This window comes from Hoylesella nanceiensis DSM 19126 = JCM 15639 (assembly GCF_000379965.1).
In the GTDB taxonomy this organism is placed as follows: domain Bacteria; phylum Bacteroidota; class Bacteroidia; order Bacteroidales; family Bacteroidaceae; genus Prevotella; species Prevotella nanceiensis.
On record NZ_KB904331.1, the window covers coordinates 136,136 to 156,549 of the forward strand.

A 20,414-nucleotide genomic window follows, 5' to 3' on the forward strand; every position below is an offset into this window, starting at 1 on the left:
AAGTCCAAGAACAATGAAAAGTACATTTTCAATTCTATTCTATATAGATAGAAGCAAGACAAGCGAAAGGAATGAATGCATTATCCGCTGCCGTATCACCTGCAATGGTGCGTCTGCTTCATTCTCAACAGGATTGCACACCTCTCCCGATGATTGGCAATCAAAGATAGGACGTATAAAAGTGGCAGCTAACAGAGCGAATGCCGTCAATCATCAACTGGACTCAATAGATAAACGACTTCACGCACTCTATGAACATACGTTAAGGGAAGAGAACTACATCACGGCAGAATACCTCAAAGAGCAGTATCTGCATCAAAACAAGCCCACCCCTACACTCATAGAGCTTTACCAAGCTGTCTGCGAAAGTAAGGAGGAATTGCAGGGCAAGACTATAGGAAAGGCTACCGTCAGGGCTTTTAGGGACAGCAAGAAGAGCTTTGTTCAATTTCTGAAAACAAGGAGGAATGAGGATTGTCTTCCCAAAGAAGCCGACAAGGACCTAATAGAAAGCTACCGTCTGTTCATGCTTAGTGACTTAGGAAACAAGGAGAGCACCGTCTCCAACCGTCTGCGCCACCTGCATCAGGTTATTAGAAAGGCACAGCAGGAGCGATATATCCGTGAAGACCCTTTTGAACTGATAGACATTGAAACGCCCACCTACGAGCGCAATGCCCTCACTTCTGACGATTTACACAAACTTCTCTCATATCGTCCTCACCGCTCGGTGGACAACCATTGTAGGCTCATCTTCCTCTTGGGCTGTTTTACGGGGTTAGCTTTTTCTGATTTAAAGAAACTCCGAATGGACGATGTTTACACACTTGACGATGGGCGCAGGTACATATCGCTCTGTCGCACAAAAACTCAGAACAGAAGCATTGTTCCTTTATTGCCCATTGCCGAAGAGATACTCACCATTGTCAACGATGGACGAAAGGAGGGTTTGCTCTTTCGTGAGTTCCCCACGAATAGCCATTTCAACCGCAAGATAAGGGACATCATCATCAAGGCTGGACTCCCATCTCATACCGAAGCCACCTCGCACACGGCACGACATACCTTTGCAACGACCATCTGTTTGGAGAACGGCTTGCCGATAGAAACCGTCAGTAAGATGCTCGGACACCGCTTCATTTCAACCACCGAACTCTATGCAAAGGTTAGCAAGAGTAAGATTGCACGGGAAATGCAGCCACTCATAGGTAGCAACACCACAAGGGAACTGCGAAAGGCCCTGCGTGTCTGTCCGCCAAGAAAGCCAAGCGGAGGACAAGCAACTTTTCCTTTGACAGCAAAGCAACCATCATTGAATATCAATGCTAAATGAAGATGAAGATAAAGATGAAACAGCACAACAAACAGGAACTTTCCTATTTTCGGTTGAAATTAAGAAGTTATATGAGTGAGCATCACCCCGAAAGATTGCACGACACGGAGTTTATCACCGCTCGGGCTGATATGGCTCTTACCACCTACTGCGATGCTGTAGTGCAGGGATTCACGCACCCCGAAGCGGAGAGCATAGCAAGTGAGGTATTGTATCAAGGTTTGCACTTTTCCAAGTACGACACGCTTGTTTCTGTCTTGGAGAACGAGTTTGAGAGGGAACTGCCTGCACCGCTCCCAGAGAAGCTTGCACCCATATTGTTGTCGAACAAGGCTGTTCAAGCCACATTCGACAAGTTCGGTTTGACGGACACATTTGCTTCTGACGAGCAATACGACCGTCTTTACACCGAACTCACAGGCACGATAGTGCTGCTTACCAAGAGCAATCATTTGCCAATAGTCGGTCAGACGTAGGGGTAAGTCCAAAGGCGTTGTAAGCAAAGGCACACGCAAAGTCCCTGATGCCGTTTCTTATCGTGCAAAGGTACAACGGCAGCTAATCTGCCCTGACAAGGTCAAGTCCTGCGGATGGAGAGAAGAATCTCCACCGCAGGATTTTTCTGTTTCAAGTTGGTATTGCCTTTTTCAATAGCCATGCGGTTGTATTCATCTCTCCCAACCTTGCAGGGCAGGGCTCCCGTAGAGAGTATAGGCACGACAAGAATACGGCATACTCAGGCTCTTTGGACGCAAGGCGTAACAACCAACAACAGATAGGACTGACGATAATACGGACTATCTGTTGTTGGTACAATTTATTGTCATGACTATCTGTTGTCATGACTATCTGTTGTCAAAACTATATATAGTCAAAATAATCTATCGATAAAACTATCTATCGATAGTTCTACATATCGATTTGTCGAACTATCGAACTGTCGAAAGAATAATTGCTATGTGATAAAAGAAAAGAGCCGGCACCTCATCTCATTACCGCAATAATGCAGACTGATTTCCTTTGCTTTTTCTCTTGTTTTCCTGACATTTCCCTGCTTTTCCTCATTTCTTGCAGCGGTGCTTCCGAGGATTTACTTTTGCACTCGATAAGTACGGCAATGGACTGCATAACAGTTTGTTTGCCGAGTAACAATAAAGTAATCAAAACAAAATTAAGGCAATGAAACTCATTATCATCGACCGCAAAGCGTGGGAGCGGCTCTGCTCCGAATTTGCAGACTTTATCCACAGTATTGAACAGCTTATCGGCAATCCGCCCGAAACGGACGAATGGCTCGACAATGAAGCCGTATGCCGCAGGCTCGGCATCAGCAAACGCACCCTGCAATCATACAGAGATACGGGGAAAATCCCTTTCTCAATGATTGGACATAAGTGCTATTACAAAGAAAGCGACATCACGGAATTACTGAACGCAAAAAGTGAATGAACTATGACAGAGAACGAAATCATTACACAGCAAGACCCTCAGATGCAGTTGTTTTCACAACTGATGGAAGGAATATTGAAGAAATTGGAGCGGTATTGCGCTACTGCCCGTCCGATGTTGGGTGGAGAGGTTTACCTGACAGGCGAGGAGGTGTGCAAACTTTTACGGTTGAGTCCTCGCACACTTCAGGACTATCGGGACAATGGCACGATTGCCTATTTCAAAATCGGAGGAAAGATACTCTACAGGCAGAGCGACATACAAGCTATGCTTGAAAGGCATTATAATCCAATACCGCAAACAGGTAAGTTATGAGTTAAGTTAAGAACTCAGTCGCGACTTAAGTCAAATGGTCAGTTATGACTTTGGTCAAGAAATTAGTTTCGACCTAAGTCAAAATTAACTTTAGTCAAAAATATGTCAGCTCATAAAGTCAGTAAGTCAAGAAATTAGTCTAAACTTATCTCTTGACTTACTTCTTGAACTTTGAACTCTCGTCTATCAAAAGCACCCCAGAAAGGTTACTTTATGGAACATAACAAACTATCTCTTTCTTTATACTGGCAAGGTGTGTCTTTGTACCACAAACTGCCATTTGTACCACAAAGACCCTTGCCCCGAAAGGGGGATTAAATCACTCCAAAGTCGTGATTAGATAGCAATGAAAAGACAGAAATGCAAGAAGCCTGATGGCAGACATACCACTTGTCCATAATGGGAAAGATGGCACTCCTGCGTGCTGCTGATAAAAGGGCATTCAACTATGTAGAGGAACTGTATGAACCCAGCCACCTACTGGAGATTGTTCTCAATAAGTTAAAGACTGAGTACAGACGTTACCTCGTGTGTGGCGGTATGCCCGAGGCTGTAGAGCAGGTATTGTAGGATATTCTCGACCTCTACAAACTTGACTTTGCCAAGTACACTACACCGAGGGATATTCTTCGCATCCATGCCATCTGCTACTCGCTTCCCTCGCAGCTTGCCAAAGAAAATCGAAAGTTCATTTTCAAGGTCGTGAAGCCAGGTGCACGGTCAAAGGACTATAAGGACGCACTGCTCTGGCTAGAAAATGCCGGTATGATTTACAGGGTATTCAACATCACCAAGCCCGGACTTCCTGTTTCTGCCTATGCGGATCCGTCGGCATTCAAAGTATATGCCTGTGGCTGTGGATTGCTTCGCAGATTGGCAGATTGGTTAAGTAAATTCTTGCCTATGGAGTTGGGTATTGTATTTTGACCCACTTTTGGGCTCAAAACCAGTAATGTAAAATAAAATTGGGTCTTCAGGAATTTGGAGTGATAGTGTTTAATATCTGATTATCAATAACATTTATAATTTATATACTTTTATATCCCCTTTGTTTACTGATATTAAAGAATACAAAGTACTAATTTAAAGGTTACGAAAGTTGTTGTTGTATCACATGGGTTATACACGATACAAAACGCTTATAATGAACTATTTACAAATTTTCTTTACTAACAAGTGGCATAAAGAACATCATCGCATCACTCCAAATTCCGGAAGAGCCATAAAATTCCGTGATGATTATCCTAATCGGAAATCGCCACGGAATTTTTGAGTCTCCCCACTTTTGACCCATCCGTTCAATTCACATACAAGGTCATTTTCTAACAAAGTAGATTTTACAATATTTTACTTATTTTACTTTTCCTGTAACTATTCAGCGATAATAAACGTTGAATATCAAGAGCTTATAAACTTAACATTGTGGCAAAAAGGCTCGAAATGACATTCTTTATTAGAATTTGTCTGTATGTCTTTATGTAACATACTGATAATCAATAATAGTTTATAAACCTTATCGCTGAATAGTTACCTTTTCCTTCCGTAAAAACACTAGAAAAAGCATTTTTTCTTTAATGATTATACTAAAGTGTAAAAATAATATGTTATCTTTGTGTCCAAGAAGTGACAAATCTAATCGAGGATATTTTCTCTAGTACATCTTACTCTCTTATATGGCAAAAAATATACTATCGCTCACATTTTCAGAAGTATTTGATTTCTTTATGAAATCGGAACAGTATCACGGTTTTGAACTGCCAGAATACTTCACATTTGACAAAGTTCTTGAATTCGTCCAAAAAACTGTTGGAGACACCCTATATGAGGAATGTCTTCAAAATAATTTTTTACCAGAAAATCTATCTGATGTTAACTTAGATATTTTACTTAATAAAGACGGACATTACGCTGTACGTCCTATTATACTTGCCAATCCTTTTCTCTATTATTTTTTGGTACGTGAAGTGTGTAATGAAAATAATTGGAATGTAGTGAAGAATCTATTTGATGAGTTTACTGTACCACACATAACATCTTGTGCCATACCTATAGTTAGAGCAGAAAAAGAACCATTCCATAATTCTACAACCATCATGAACTGGTGGTATAGTATGGAACAGCGTGCCATAGAGTTATCTTTGGAATATCGCTACATGTTTATGACTGACATCACGAACTGCTACGGGTCGGTAAATCCACAAGCTTTTGATTGGGCATTTCAGTTGAAAGACACACAACATGCAAGAACAGAGAAAAGTAATATAGCTAACAACATTCAGAGGTACCTTCGAGCTTTTCAGGAAGGCCGAAATATGGGCATACCACAAGGAAGCGCCATTTTTGACTTTGTTGGCGAAATCATACTCGGCTATTCAGATCTTTTGCTTCACGAAGCATTGCAGACTAAAGCCAAGGTCTACGAAAATGAGGGTAAGTCCTTTCCTTCTTACGAGATTATACGCTATCGTGATGACTATCGAGTGTTCTGCAATGACAAGAACGCCCTCGAGAACATTTCTTATACCCTACAGAATGTTCTTGAACGTCTCAACTTTCGAATGAATAGTAGTAAGACAAAGATTAGTGACAGCATTGTTACGGATGCTGTAAAAACAGACAAGCTCGCCTACATCTATAACACTCCTATCTTCAACAAAAAAGGATGTGACTTTGACAGTTTCGAAAAGTACCTACTGTATATTTTGATATTTTCACGTCAATATCCAGACTGTGGTTCTCTAAAGACTATGCTTTCTGATATTGATAATAGAATTGAGCAATGGCTTAATCCAAAGATGTCTGATATGAAAACTGAAAATATTAAGTGGGAGGACGTAAATCTTGATGAAGAACCAAAAGAGAATACGGAAGAGGAGAATGTCTTCTCAACCATAAAGACATATAAACGAATTAGACACATCCCTGGAGGTAGTGTGCGTGCAATGATAGCTGTCTGTACCCAGATTGCCCTTGAAAATGTAGGTTGTGCTCACTATGCCCTACGTATTATCAGTCGCCTGATAGATTCCCTTAAGGATGCAAATGAGAAAAGTTCTATTATAGACTTGGTATATCACAAATTATGTGACCAACCAAACTCTCAGTATAATCAGCTTTGGCTTCAAAATATGACTTACTCCCAAGATGCAAAGCATGGAAAATCTCCTTATACCCTGCGTCTTTGTAAGCTAGTTGCAGGTAAAGATGTTAAATCATTGTGGAACAACAATTGGATTAAATCAGAATATGCTTCAAATCTTCCGTATAATAGTATTGTGGATAAGGAAGTCTTGAGGAATGTAACCCCTGTTATTGTATTTAGAGAAACACGAATTTACAATGAGTAAAAAGTTATTATGAATAAAAAAAGCATAGAATCATCAAATCCATTTGTGGATATTGAACATGTTACAAATACCATTTCTGATATTGTAGCACTCAGGACTAAAGTTGTGTTTAGATCAAACAATGGACTTATTGTCTCTCTTCCTGATGATGACACAAGTCTTTTACAAGGAGCAAAGTCTGAAGAAATTATAAATATGTCACCTAATGATGTAATTGACATTTATTATGATGCAGAAGGAAATTCATATAAAGACAATGGTAAATATGAAGTTTACAAAAATATATTATCAAAAGCTTCAAATGGTCACGTTTTCAACGCCATAGTAACTGATATTACAAAGCAAGGGCTTCTTGTGTCTGTCGAAGGACTACAATGTTTTTTGCCAGAGGGTCAAATTGGTGTAGAAAATCATACTGATCTTAGGAGCTTTGTGAGTCAAACGATAGAAGTGAAACTGATAAGTATTAAACTTAAAGAAAAGGCAGGAAACCGTTTTCTTCCAATTGTATCACATAAGATATTGACAGAAGAGCGGAATCTTGAAAAGATAAATACACTAAGCATCGGTAGTATTGTAAATGGAATAGTAAAGAATATAGAAAATTACGGTGTTTTCGTTACTTTGCTCCCTTCCATTGATGGACTAATACATATTACTGATCTATCTTGGGAGAGAATTTCTAATCCTACTGAAATTGTTTCTGTAGGTCAAAGTATTACTGTTAAAATACTTGATATAAAGCAGAATAAAGGAAAAACCAATATTAGTTTAGGTTTGAAACAATTAACTAAAAAACCTTGGGAACGCTTTGATAGAAACATTAAGGAGGGAGATATTGTTACAGGTCCTGTCTGCAATATAATGGATTTTGGTATTTTTTTAAAACTTTCTTGTGGGATTCAAGGCTTTATCCACAAGTCAGAACTTGCTTGGGATACACACATTTCTTCTAAAGATTTCTCTATAGGGCAACCACTTACTGCAAAAATCATCAAAATAGATTGGGAACAAGAAAAACTACTTCTCAGTTTAAAACAGATGACAAGTGATCCCTGGAGTAGTATTGATGAAAAAATTGCAGTTGGTAATATTGTTGATGTAACTATTAAAAGTTTTACTAACTTTGGAGTATTCGTCAAGATAGTTGACGGAATAGAAGGCTTAATTCATGTGTCCGAATTGTCTTGGATAGAAAAAATTAAAAAGCCAAAGGATATTTATAACATTGATGATAGATTGAAGGCTGTTATTTTATCAATTGATAAGGATAAGAGGAAAATAGAATTAAGTTTCAAACAAGTTAGTCCAAATCCCTGGCTTATATATCAAACTGGTCAGCAAGTAAATGCAACTGTTGATAACATTGCAAAAAATGGTATCCAAGTGAAAATTGTAGGCACTAATTTACCAGCCTTTATACCATCCAATTTCTCGTCTCACGATTTGTCTATAGAGGAAAGCAGTAAACTTATCTGTGAGATTAAAGAGATTGATTTGAACAGAAAAAGAATAATCTTAGCAATTCTTTAATATGGGATTCAATACAGATTTATTAAAAGAGATATGGTTAAAACATATCGAAGTTCAAGAACGTGTTCTTCAACTCAATTCAGCACCATTAGCAATTGAACCTGATTCTATCAACGTTTCAGGACAGAGACTAAAACTTATTGTTAGTCAGACCGATGAACTTGACTCGAAAATAGATAAAGTAAAGGCTTTCTTCGGTGTATCTGATGACGCAATTGATTCTGACAACGATACAATTACCTGCGATGGTCATTTTGAGGCGCATACGTCGGAAATTACACAATTGGCAACAGAATGTCAAAAATACTATATTCAGTTATCAACCAATCCTGTTATAGATGGTGTCATTCGATCTCAGAAATCGTCATTTCTACTATGTGTAAAAGCATTAAAGGAAGCTAATATTCAATATTCCGTTGATAATAATAGACGATTGCAAGTTTCAGTTGATGCTCTTCGCATATTAGATAAAGAGCATTCTTTTCTTCATGACATTTTGCCAGAAAAAGCAAGTGGTATTTTCAGTGTATCTCCTACCCCAGCCTATTTTCTTAGAAAATGGTTATTTCTTAAATGCAAACACGAAATTAAATATCAAACGGTTAAACATGAGGGTAAAGAAGAAAGAAGACTGAGACGCTTTTTATCCATTAAAAATAATTATTTCTCAGAAGCAGCTCTTCATAAACTCAACACAATTTGGGGACTCCGATTGTTTTCTTTTGATGTACTTATCAAATTGTCAGATAAGACAGCAAATAGTTACAATTTTAATAACTCACTTTATGATTTTCCTAAGCTAAAAGAGGGATACTTTCATTATCATTTTAATGCTAATAATAGTAATGAAGAAAGTATCCCTTCTATCATTATGGCCAAATGGCAAGTGGATCTATTAGAAAACATTTGCAAAAAAGAGTTTGGAGAAAATAATTTTGAACTCAATATAGATTATAATTATATATATGATTCAAGATTGTTTCATGAATTTGTTGAAGATATTAATAGTTACGAGTTTTTTCAAGATCTCAAAAATATAATAGATGAGGAAAGTATATCAGTAAGTGAAACAAAACAATCAATTGGCGTAGACTTTAATTGGAGAGAGACAGATCCTGATCATCTTAAAATTGAACTTAGCAATAAGTACGATGACATGGAAGTTTCTATTTTCTCTGATCATAGATGCAATGTAGAGATAAGTGATAAAAATGCAGATTGGGATAAAATTGAAGCTTTCCTAAAGGAGAACTACTCTTCTTTAAAGACCTATATCAGTCCCAATGATGGATCTATGCACTTTGTTCAGGAATATCGTACACCTGAGCAATCATCACAATTTCGTTTTTCAATTTCTGCATCATTAAACCATTTGAGAGAAATGGGATGTGAGTGCGAAATACATCCAAATGAAATTGGTAAGAAGAAATATCTTCTACGTGTTGATCAAAATAAAATAGCGGAAAATAAAAAAAGTATAGTTAATAGTCTTCGTGGTGCAGAGTTTTCTGTTGGAGGTCATTCCATTGGAAAATTATTCAAGATATTTTTCCCTGAACTTTTATTCGACACTTCATCTACTGACTATAACTTTTCAGAAGATGGTGCCATGTCTTTTAACCAGATAACCCCAAATCTTGAAGGCGATTTAGAGAAAATTAAAAGATTAAAAGATGCTTTTGATAATATTACTTCTGGAAAAGGCGTAAGAAATCCGAACATCAGTAGTTTTATTTTTGATGCCCAGAAAGCTACACCTACAAAGGATATAGACTTTTATACAAATGAATCTAGTGACTACTATCAGGATATAAAACATAATTTATTGAATAAGCACATCAATCCATCGCAGTTAAATGCTATTATTAAATGCTTAAAAGCCAAGGATCTATCTCTTATTCAAGGACCTCCAGGTACAGGTAAATCAACAGCTATTGCGGAACTTATTTGGCAGCATATAAGATTAAATCCGAAGGAACGTATTCTTCTAACATCAGAAACTAACCTCGCTGTTGATAATGCCATTGACAGAATTGTTAATGGCAGGCATAATCTTGTCAAGCCAATACGCTTTGGTTCGGATGATAGGCTTGCAGTAGAAGGTCGACAATTTTCTCTAGCAGCTATGGAAGAATGGGTAGAAACTGGCAAATATGAATTCATTGAAGATCTTGAAGAATCTGCTGAGGATGATGAAGCGATAACCAAGACTGGAAAGATGATATTAGTTAATTGGCTAGAAAATATCAAAAAACGTATTGACTATAGTAATATGGATTCGCGATCTGTATTATTATGGGAAAATATGCTTGATAATCCTAGTAAATCTCTTAGGCAGCTAATATTTGACCAATACAGATCACATTGTAATGTGGTTGGTGCCACATGTAGTTCTATTGGAGAAAAAAACACCAAAAATAGGCCAACAAAATTTTACATGAATTATTGTACTATATTTGGTGAAGTTGGCAAAAAGACAATTTATAAAAAAGGAATGGATTTCAATGAAGACGATAATGAACTTGAAATAACCACCTATAATTGTAAAGATGGAATTAAATTCTCAACCGTCATTCAGGATGAATCTAGCAAAGCCACTCCTGCAGAATTGGCATTACCCCTTGTCTACGGTAAAAAAAATATCGTGATTGGTGACCATCGTCAGTTGCCTCCAATGCTCGACAAAGAAGAGTTCATAAATACTCTTGACTTCCTTGTTGACAACGCAACTGGCGAGTCAGAGATGAAGCAACTGAGAAAATTAAAAACATATGTCATAAAAAACTTTGATGAAATGGAAATATCACATTTCCAAAGAATTTATGAAAGTATTGATCCTAGTTTGAAAGGAAAATTCACGAGACAATATAGAATGCATCCTGATATTAATGAAGTCATTAAGCAATTCTATGAAGAGAAAGATGGTAATGATTCTGCTAACGGACTAATATGTGGACTCATAGATCCAATTGATTTAGGAGTAAATAATCCAGATATGTCAAATCCATTTTCAAGGTATCATGGCATTCAAATAGATGATTTTATTTGTGGAGAAGCCTTATCTACAAATAACCATGTAATTTGGATTGATGTAAACTCTCCTGAAATGATTGAAGGAACATCAAGAGTCAACGAAGGAGAGGTTAATGTCATATCACATATTTTGAAAAAATTCTCAGAATCAGACTCATTTAAACAATATTGTGACAAATGGGCTGATGAAGATGATAAAGAAATTGGTATCATCAGCTTTTACAGTAAACAGAGAAATAAAATCAGACGAATGTGTAAATCGTTTAACGACTTGCCGTTGAAAATCGATGTTGTGGATAGATTCCAAGGCATGGAAAGAAATATAATTATTGTTTCTATGGTCAGAAGTAACACCATTATTTCGGATTCTCAACAACAACCTGATTATTCTGAATATGAATTAGGATTCCCAGAACAACATGATCTGGGATTTGCGCAATCACCAAATAGATTGAACGTTGCGTTATCAAGATCAAAAAGGCTATTGATTATAATTGGTAACAGCGAATTGTTCAGGCAAAAGAGTATTTATGACAATGTTTACAACATTATTAAAGCAAATCCTAATGGTAAAATAATAAAATGTAATCCATATGAAGACATTTGCAAATAAAATATCTGAGTCACAAAAAATCTATAAGTCGCAAGCATCAGATTCAACGTTCAATACTTGGCCCTTAAAAAAAACAAAGTGCAGAATCTATTTGTACGAAGATGTGTCATGTTCTGACATTGATACTATTATATGCTCTACTTTATATCTACATGAAGGAGTTTTATCAGTTGATGATTTAGCTACGATTCTTGGTTTTAATGTAAAAGATGATTTTAGCTCCAATCCTATAAGATACAAGGATGAAGCAGAAGTCGCTATCTTTAACAATTTGCTAAATTCATTAAAGTCTGATGAACTTATTAACGTAGATGCGGATAATATTCAATTAACCACATTAGGAGAATTTGCTGTAAGAAATACAAAAAAGCGATTGTTCTATTCTGCAGAATGCAAATATTACGAGAATTTCAGTTTAAAACAGATAAAAGAAGAGCTGTTTCCTTTTAGAGATGCGCTTGCACTAACAACACAAGTAGAAAAGAAACAGCGCATTTCATTTTACAAGCAGTTATCTTCGTACGATATTATTCCTGAAGTAAAGGACGATGAAAGAATCTTGGTAGAAGCGCTTCTACAACAAGTGCCTAGCAATACAAATCTTTTTTCGGCTAATCTATTGTCCAATGACTTTGTAATTGAAAGCGAAAAGATAGGCATTGCTGTTTACAATGACCAAAGAGAAGACTTTGTCATTATATATTCTAACGATGGTTCAATAAGTGAAAATGCGTCAGAACTAATTAATGCAGAAGTTAATTCGAATGTCAAATCAATAAAAGTTGAATGGGGGTATTATTTACGATTACTTAACGACCCTAATGCAAAATTAGACTCGGAAGCACTTAAACCATTTGAAGATATCATTGAATGGGAAGTCGTCGTAAAGGATAATAGATTTTGTTGGGACGATTCTGCTCTTTTCAGAATGATAGCCAACAATATTGATGCAAATATCTGGCACTATGTCTCTTCTTTATGCCCAATTGATGATGTAAAGAGATATTTAAAAATCGATTCTGAGAACTGGGATTGGAGTATATTATCAGCACGTATCGATGGAGATTTTATAACTGAATATGCACATCAATATCCATGGAATTTTGACATCATTATCCATAATGACAATGTAAGCAAAGAGAACCTACAACAGCTATTAACAAATCCTCATCTTACATCAGTGCAGTGGCTTTGGAAGGAGATTATGCCATCTCTTTCCGACGAATTCGTAATCCAACATATCGACGATGTTGATTTCGACTTATCAATAATTACAGAGAAAAATCAAGCTATTGTTAAGAGGTTGATATTAGACTATCCTGACAAAAGTTGGGATTGGACCTATATATCAAAAGCATATGATCTAAACTATATATTAGATAATATTGAGCTCCTTGCAAAACGACTAGATTTAAAAGTTGTAACAACACGAGCTCTTAGTACAACTGAATTTTCAAAAGCATTTTGTAGATCAGACATTTTCAAAAATGAACTGAAAAATTCTATAGAATCTTCAAATACACCATTCAATGTTAATACCTCTAACCTTATATGGAATAATGAATGTATTAACTTTCTGGAAGCAGCAGGAGCACTAACCTGGTGTGTTCCTATTGTTGGCGGCTTTGAATGTAATCAATTTATTCTATGGGATAAATCTTTCTTTAATCTTTACTCAAATAGAATAAAGACATCATTGGCTTACACTGCTGTAACATCGCGAGTTAGCGATTTTACAATAGTTGACGAGTATCCAAATTTTCATTGGAATTGGGATATAATTTCATCAAAAGAAGAATGGATTGCTGATACTCTTTTTGTAAAGAGACATATTAAAAAACTCAATTTAGTAAAGTCTTTCGATCTATTCTCAAGCGAGACTTTCTGTGCCTTGTTTGATAATGAAGATATTCTAAATTTCCTCTTGTCACATCCAGAGACAAAGGCAAGGGCTACAGAACTGGCTACAATCCAACTTGTGAGAGAGAATTTTAGTTTTGATTGGGATTGGAACCTACTTACATCTAAAATAGTTGATTCTCTAAAAATTGACAAATTAGGCGACACTCGCTGGGCAGAAAAATGGAATTGGCAAATATTATCCTCAAAACTTCCAGTCGATAAAGTATCCGATTACATAGCACAATATCAAAACTATTGGGATTGGACTATCTTGTCCAGAAGACTGTCTAAATCAACTATCCTCGAACATCTTACGAACTTTGTCGACAAATGGGAATGGAATATATTAATTGATGAAATCTTTGATAAAGAAGACTTGTGCATCGAAGGATATCTTCCAACAATAGCCACAATCATCAATCAAAAAGATGAAGATATTCAACCCATGTTATGGGGTAAAATCACAAGACGCTTTACACTTGAAGAGCTTTATGATCAAATTAACAAATCAAACACATTGGAGGACTATTCAAGTCTATTCCAGTGGGACTTATTGTATGTTTATGACCATGAAGAATTTAACCTCGATGCATACGTTGAACAGTATAGTGATGATATTGATTGGGAGTTATTATCTAAGTCAAAATCAGCAGAGAGACTCTTCTATTATGACAAAGTCATATTAAGCTTTAAGCTATGGCTTGAGATGGTGAAATCTCTCCTTTACAATGATGATTATTGTTGGGATTTCATTACCCTGTCTCAAAATGAGTCTATAAATTGGCATCCTGCAATATTAAAAATACGTCGAAGCCAATGGGATTGGCAATACCTGTCTCAGTTTAGTCGGTGCTTTGCAAGTCATCCTAAAGACGAAAACAACATAATAAAAAATATCCAGCAGTTTAAGGATAATATTGATTTCAACTTATTGTCCAAAAGAGAAGACGTTAAGTTTTCCGACTTACTGCTAAATACTTTTCTTGAAGAAGACTGGAATTGGAAGTCAATATCGGCATCCAAGAAGTTAAACATATCAAATAGTTTCCTTATAGATAATCAAGATAAAGACTGGGATTGGGATATACTTTCTCAAGGAGGTATCATTGCTATTGATAAAGAATTATTAGAACATACAAAGAATAGGCCTTGGAATTGGACACTTTTGTCCTCTAATAATTCACTAAGAATGACAATTGCAGAGCTGTTATCCCTAGGAATATCAGGATGGGACTGGGAAACTTTATCAGGTCGAATGGACATTCCATTTGACAATGATAGCATTCTATCAACAGTTGACAAATCATATATTTCATGGGATTGGAACTTATTATCATCAAGATCTGATCTGCAGTATACAGAAGACTTTGTCCTGAAAATTTATAACAAGTCATTAGATTGGCATGCTGTATCAAGAATGAATAGCTTCTGCCCAACAATTAATGTATTATCAAAATTATCATCTTTTGACTTGGATTGGGATGCAATTTCGCAGAACCATTCCTTGTCAAAAGATGTCTTATGGCCATATAGAGAAAAGCTTAATTGGCAATATATTAGTCAGAATGAAACTTTCCAGAATCTAGGTTTGGATTTCTTTGTAAAATATAAATCATTCTTAGATTGGACTATCATATCTGCATCAAAAGCCTTTACGCCATCAATAGATAATTTGAAAGAATTCAAAGACTGTCTTGATTGGAGTGTCATCAATGAAAGAAAAGATTTAAAATACACCAACTTGCTTCTTAATGAATTCTCTGATTATATTAATTGGACAGAAGCATCAAAAACAAATACTATTGATTTCTCTGTAGAATTTGTTAGAAAGTATATTGATAGATGGGATTGGACTCTTCTGTTTAATAATCCTTTAATTAAAGAGAAAGCTGAAATATACGAATCTACATTTAAAGATAAACTCAATGGTAAAAAATTTATTGAGCGTTTTTCTGATAGTAATCCTAAGATATATCACTTTGCTCATTTATTCAATGCATTAAGTATTATTAAAACAAGAAAAATACTAAGCAGAATTGGCGGTAAAGGATTATTTGAAAACTCAGCAGGAAGTAATGTACATAGAAGGGATACTGCACATTATTACGCTAGATTTTACTATCGTCCACAGACTCCAACACAATATTATAACGAATCTTTAGGAGAAGATTCCCATTCATCAAAAGAGATATGGGTATTTGGAGGATATGATAGCAGAGGAAAGAAGATTTGGAGTTCAGATTTTAAATGTCCAACTAAAAAATATTGGGGTGCTCAAAGATTGGGCTCGCCAAAATGTCCAATGCCAGTCTTTTTCGAATTTGATCTTAGAGAAGTTTTAAACAAATGCTTAGATAAATGCTATTATAGTACTGGAAACATGCAAAAAAACAATAGTCTGGTAATCTCAGTTGCAGATAATCCGAACAAGCTCAATATTGAAAATTTATATGCAACGATTGAAGACGGATTTGATACATATAAAGCATATTCTCAGCAAGAGTTTCTTGTATGGAATGAATTGGATTTTTCACAACTTGAAAACTACAGAATTATCTGTTATAACAAGGAACAGGCTGAACTATTAAAGATGCAGCTGGGTGATGATCCAATTTGTAATCACATTACAACAGATTCGGATACAGACTCTGGAATTGATGTATTCCATCGTGAAAACAGAACTGTTTCGGTAAAAGAAACGGAAGAGACTATTTGTTTCTCAACAAATTATAGAGATCCTAGTTCAATTATCATTGAATGCGAAGATATTGACAAACTTGAAATTACAGACAAGTCGAACATCACGAATATATCAACAGGCAAAATTCAAGCTTATCCTTCAATAAGCCTTATAAAGCCTTCGATTCCTATTACTGTGCGCTTTATGGATCTTCAGAAATACGACTGCAATTCATGGGTAATATATTCAAATAGCAAGGAGATAAGATCAAGTAATACTGGCTACTCTATCATAACGTCATCTTTAATCAACAATTTTAGACTTGAGGTGTCAAAGCTAAACATTTCAATCTCGAAATCATTGTTTAAGGACTACATGTTATATTCATATCATGGCATAGCACATACAATAAGAGTAATGCTAAATGCATTTTTAATTGCCAATATTGATAATTCTGTTAACGAAACAATGGTTTCTAATATTTTGTATGCAGCACTTATACATGATTTAGGAAAGAAAAGTGATACAGAAGGTGAAATTCACGGTGAAAACTCTGCAATACTGTATCAGGAAAAAATCAATAAGTTGTTAGATAATCGAAATGCCTCAAATGTACTAGAAGCTGTAAAATTTCATTCAATTGATGACTCTAAATGTCCTACTCATGTTCATTCAAATAAAATATGGGAAATTCTTAAAGATGCAGATGCTTTAGATCGTAGCAGATTACCTGGAAAAGGATGTAATCCTTCCTTCTTAAGAAATCAAATTTTCACATCAGAGAAAGGGAAGGAGTTGTTATCTCTTGCATCACTGCTACCATCATTAACTGAAGGATGTTTATGGAATACTCCTCTAGATGAATTATGCAGCGTTCTTGAATCGTTGATAATACAGTCAGATAATATCAATTGATTCTGATTAATAGTTATTTTAGAGAAGTCGTAACAAACAACAAATAGATAAAGAATATGTCATACATAGAAAAAAAAGGAAATATATTCAACTCAAAAGTAATGGCAATTGTTAATACTGTCAACTGTGTAGGTGCTATGGGTAAAGGAATCGCACTTGACTTCAAGCTAAGATTTCCTGAAATGTTTAAAGAGTATCAGAGAATTTGTTTTCAACACCTTCTTAAACCTGGTCAGATTCTTCCTTACAAGAAATCGACTCCTATTATATTGAATTTTGCAATAAAAGAGGATTGGAAAGATCCATCAAAAGTTGAATGGGTAGAAGAAACACTGCAGAAATTCGTTAATAACTATAAAAAACTTGGGATTACATCAATTGCATTCCCATGGATGGGTGCGATGAATGGAGGAATTCCACTTGAGACAATTAAATATCTTACACGGAAATATTTATCTTCCCTTGAAGATATTGATGTTGAGGTATATGATTTTGATCCGGACGTCCCTTGTCATTTATTCAATACACTTAAATATATCGTTGACACCAATGCATTAACTCTAATTGAATTAGAAGAGTATTCATTGATTAAATCTAGATATTGGGAAAAGATAATAGATGCCGTCAAAGATAAAAATACTAAAAGTATGAATAATCTTTGTCACTATATAGTTAATGGAAAGAGGATTATTGGCAAAACCAATATAGAACGACTCTTTATCTTTTTAGCAAAATACGATAAAGGATTATTTCCTCAGGTGAACAATTTGTTTTAAAACTATCAATAATTGATTCTGCATATGATATTTGGTCAAAAAATAAAAGAACTGAGAGAGGAAAAAGGATTTGTTCAACGTCAATTGGCTACTGTCATTGAAGTTGATACGCCTATGTATAGTAAAATAGAGCGTGGCAAAAGAAAAGCAAAGCGAGAACATGTCAAGCTGATTGCCAAAAAACTCAATGTAAACGAAAAAGAATTACTTACTATCTGGCTTGCAGATAAAGTACTTGACATCGTCAACAATGAAAAAGAAATCAAGAACGAAGTTATCAAATATGTTCAAAATGAAATAAAAAAGAATGTAGGTTGACGATGTTTCAAGAACAACATAAACGACACTTTGTTTAGCTCTAATGGAGAGTAATAATCGGCTATGTTTGTTATATGTATTCAATATACATTTAAGCTGTGAAATAAGCCATCAACTGCATTTAGTAAATGCATTGAAAATCATTTATATTTTCAAAATACAAACCGTCTTATAAATATATATGGCAAATATTAGACAATTACACAAGGTTTTGGGATACTATGTGCCAGCATTTTTCGAAATGCACGTAAAAATAGATTCTGATGAGTTAACATTTAATAAGTTAAGTCCTACTGACGCAACAATATTCTTTCATGAATATATTTATTTTTTTACAAGATATTAGCACATATTATGGATTAAACTGCATTTATGTTTATAGCGAATTATTGTGTCCAATTGTATTAAATAAGGGGGAAATACACCTAAAAAAGAGCACTTTCTCGACCGAAATGACCTCCTACGACATTATTTTCTTATAAATGTTCACTCATTCGAAGCTGTAGAGATGAAGACTGAGAAGATAGTAGGTTTTGCAAAAGTCTCAGCCGTATGTACAGAGCTTTCTGCAGCATATACAAGAGCAGTAAGTGAACACCTTTCCAATGCAGCACTTGTAGTAGACCACTTTCATGTAACCAAGCTGATGAACGAAAAACAGGACTTGTTAAGGAGACAGTTATGGCATGTGGAAAAGGACGTCAACAAGCGTAAAGTAATCAAAGGAACACGTTGGTTGTTACTCAGAAATGGAAATGATATTTTTGATTATGCACACAAAAATAGACTGGAGAATGCCTTGAGCCTAAACCGTCCGCTGATGATTGCCTATTACCTCAAAGAAGATCTTAAGGAAATATGGAATCAGTGTAGTAAGCAAAAGGCTAAAGCTGTGTTGAATGAATGGATAAAGCAAGCTATAGAATCCAAAATACAGCCATTAATGAAAATGGCGTCAACTATTAGAGCATACAAGACATACATATTAGCATGGTATGACCATTATATAACAAACGGAACAATAGAAGGAATTAACAACAAAATAAAGGTTTTGAAAAGACAGATATATGGGTTCAGAAATGAAGAATACTTCAAATTAAGACTATATGCACTGCTTGATAGGCGTCTACGCATTTAACGGAAGAACCTGAATATATGTATAGTGTGGTTAATAGAATATACCAAAGTGGTAAAAAGAATGTAAAAGTACCAATTGAAATCGAAGATGATAAGAAATTCAAAGTTTATAGTCCAATTTTTTCCCGTCCACTTCGTTTTCTACGAGAAAATTGCTATCTTTGCAACATTAACAGAAGGTTCTTTGAGACATTGCAGAATAAAGAGAGGGAAAGAAACTCGCTCGTTTCTTATTCGTTCACCTTTTGATACATATCCTTCTCAGATTTCTAATAATCAGGATTTTACTATTTGTGAGATGATTTTATGCGGAGATTTGCGATTTTCGTACTGCCAAGGACATCGGTATTGACCGTCCAGAGAAGAACGAGATACTGCATAACATACCGCCTACACCCGAGCAGGAAGTTTTTATCGGCAAGCTGATGGAGTTTGCCAAGAGTGGCGATGCCACGCTTTTGGGACGAGCACCTCTGAGTGAGAGCGAGGAAAAGGCAAAGATGCTTATTGCAACCGACTACGCCCGCAAAAGATTTTATAAATTTATATCTTTCAGATAATCAGTAAAATAAGAAAGAATAAAGGATAAAAGGGTTACGATTTGGAAACGAGCGAGTTTCTTTCCCTTTCTTTATTCTGCAATGCTTCAAAGAACACATTATTCTATGTTGCAAAGATAATGATTTCTTGATGAAAAGCAATAGGAATTAGGGTAAAAGTGCTTGTTGTTCCATTTTTTTGCTATCCAAATAACGATAAAAGGCTAAATACATAAAGTTAATCTATAAATATAGCGTAAAAGAAGTGGTTTGATGAAATATAATCGTTATCTTTGCATTTGATAATTGTAAATCAAAGGCTTGGAAGATGAAACTGAACAGAATAAAACTTGTGCTTGTGGAAAAAGAAATTTCTCAAACGCAATTGGCAAAGGAACTTGGCAAGAGTTTCAGTACAATCAATGCGTATTGCAGCAATCGCAAACAACCCTCCTTAGACTTGCTGAATAAAATTGCGGAATATCTGTCCGTAAGTATCAAGGACTTAATTGTCGATAAATAAG

General features: G+C 35.5%; 11 protein-coding genes and 3 pseudogenes. All 14 read left to right on the forward strand.

Translation table 11 applies throughout. The annotated features are described in order from the left end of the window. Positions 1–13: 13 nt before the first annotated feature. On the forward strand, positions 14–1,333 hold the full coding sequence (locus A3GM_RS0106685) for a site-specific integrase (RefSeq protein WP_018362615.1): 1,320 nt from the start codon (positions 14–16) through the stop codon (positions 1,331–1,333). 14 nt (positions 1,334–1,347) lie between these two features. Continuing rightward, entirely contained in the window at positions 1,348–1,809 is a 462-nt protein-coding gene (locus A3GM_RS0106690) for a DUF1896 domain-containing protein (RefSeq protein ID WP_026216143.1), read from the forward strand. A gap of 703 nt (positions 1,810–2,512) precedes the next feature. Next, positions 2,513–2,782, forward strand: coding sequence for a helix-turn-helix domain-containing protein (locus tag A3GM_RS11415; protein ID WP_081614696.1), 270 nt, complete (start codon positions 2,513–2,515; stop codon positions 2,780–2,782). 3 nt (positions 2,783–2,785) lie between these two features. Continuing rightward, positions 2,786–3,097: a helix-turn-helix domain-containing protein gene (locus tag A3GM_RS0106700; protein ID WP_018362619.1), complete on the forward strand. Its 312-nt coding sequence runs from the start codon at positions 2,786–2,788 to the stop codon at positions 3,095–3,097. Positions 3,098–3,514: 417 nt separating this feature from the next. Further along, positions 3,515–3,976: pseudogene (locus A3GM_RS11070) on the forward strand (DUF4143 domain-containing protein); the annotation flags it as partial. An 845-nt stretch (positions 3,977–4,821) separates the two neighbouring features. After that, positions 4,822–6,444, forward strand: coding sequence for an RNA-directed DNA polymerase (locus A3GM_RS0106715; RefSeq protein ID WP_240430790.1), 1,623 nt, complete (start codon positions 4,822–4,824; stop codon positions 6,442–6,444). 9 nt (positions 6,445–6,453) lie between these two features. Further along, positions 6,454–7,977, forward strand: a complete 1,524-nt coding sequence (locus tag A3GM_RS11075; RefSeq protein ID WP_018362623.1) for a S1 RNA-binding domain-containing protein — start codon at positions 6,454–6,456, stop codon at positions 7,975–7,977. A 1-nt stretch (position 7,978) separates the two neighbouring features. Continuing rightward, positions 7,979–11,623: a DEAD/DEAH box helicase gene (locus A3GM_RS11080; RefSeq protein ID WP_018362624.1), complete on the forward strand. Its 3,645-nt coding sequence runs from the start codon at positions 7,979–7,981 to the stop codon at positions 11,621–11,623. After that, positions 11,604–17,120: an HD domain-containing protein gene (locus A3GM_RS0106730; protein ID WP_018362625.1), complete on the forward strand. Its 5,517-nt coding sequence runs from the start codon at positions 11,604–11,606 to the stop codon at positions 17,118–17,120. The genes A3GM_RS11080 and A3GM_RS0106730 overlap by 20 nt, the downstream gene beginning before the upstream one ends. A 56-nt stretch (positions 17,121–17,176) precedes the next feature. After that, on the forward strand, positions 17,177–17,896 hold the full coding sequence (locus tag A3GM_RS11085; RefSeq protein ID WP_018362626.1) for a macro domain-containing protein: 720 nt from the start codon (positions 17,177–17,179) through the stop codon (positions 17,894–17,896). 24 nt (positions 17,897–17,920) lie between these two features. After that, positions 17,921–18,214 carry a helix-turn-helix domain-containing protein gene (locus A3GM_RS0106740; protein WP_018362627.1) on the forward strand — a complete coding sequence of 98 codons (294 nt, stop codon included), beginning with the start codon at positions 17,921–17,923 and terminating at the stop codon, positions 18,212–18,214. Between the two features lie 538 nt (positions 18,215–18,752). Further along, positions 18,753–19,352, forward strand: a pseudogene (locus A3GM_RS11420) (transposase); the annotation flags it as partial. A 301-nt stretch (positions 19,353–19,653) separates the two neighbouring features. Beyond that, a pseudogene (locus A3GM_RS11895) lies at positions 19,654–19,911 on the forward strand (helicase); the annotation flags it as partial. A gap of 307 nt (positions 19,912–20,218) precedes the next feature. Further along, entirely contained in the window at positions 20,219–20,413 is a 195-nt protein-coding gene (locus tag A3GM_RS0106755; protein ID WP_018362630.1) for a helix-turn-helix transcriptional regulator, read from the forward strand. The last annotated feature ends 1 nt before the right edge of the window (position 20,414 follow it).

Excerpts from the sequence above, each read along its gene's own strand:
- A3GM_RS11085 (WP_018362626.1), top strand. The coding sequence starts at position 17,177 with ATGTCATACATAGAAAAAAAAGGAAATATATTCAACTCAAAAGTAATG.
- A3GM_RS11080 (WP_018362624.1), top strand. The coding sequence starts at position 7,979 with ATGGGATTCAATACAGATTTATTAAAAGAGATATGGTTAAAACATATC.
- A3GM_RS0106740 (WP_018362627.1), top strand. The coding sequence starts at position 17,921 with ATGATATTTGGTCAAAAAATAAAAGAACTGAGAGAGGAAAAAGGATTT.
- A3GM_RS11415 (WP_081614696.1), top strand. The coding sequence starts at position 2,513 with ATGAAACTCATTATCATCGACCGCAAAGCGTGGGAGCGGCTCTGCTCC.
- A3GM_RS0106715 (WP_240430790.1), top strand. The coding sequence starts at position 4,822 with ATGAAATCGGAACAGTATCACGGTTTTGAACTGCCAGAATACTTCACA.
- A3GM_RS0106755 (WP_018362630.1), top strand. The coding sequence starts at position 20,219 with ATGAAACTGAACAGAATAAAACTTGTGCTTGTGGAAAAAGAAATTTCT.
- A3GM_RS0106700 (WP_018362619.1), top strand. The coding sequence starts at position 2,786 with ATGACAGAGAACGAAATCATTACACAGCAAGACCCTCAGATGCAGTTG.
- A3GM_RS0106730 (WP_018362625.1), top strand. The coding sequence starts at position 11,604 with ATGAAGACATTTGCAAATAAAATATCTGAGTCACAAAAAATCTATAAG.
- A3GM_RS0106685 (WP_018362615.1), top strand. The coding sequence starts at position 14 with ATGAAAAGTACATTTTCAATTCTATTCTATATAGATAGAAGCAAGACA.
- A3GM_RS0106690 (WP_026216143.1), top strand. The coding sequence starts at position 1,348 with ATGAAACAGCACAACAAACAGGAACTTTCCTATTTTCGGTTGAAATTA.
- A3GM_RS11075 (WP_018362623.1), top strand. The coding sequence starts at position 6,454 with ATGAATAAAAAAAGCATAGAATCATCAAATCCATTTGTGGATATTGAA.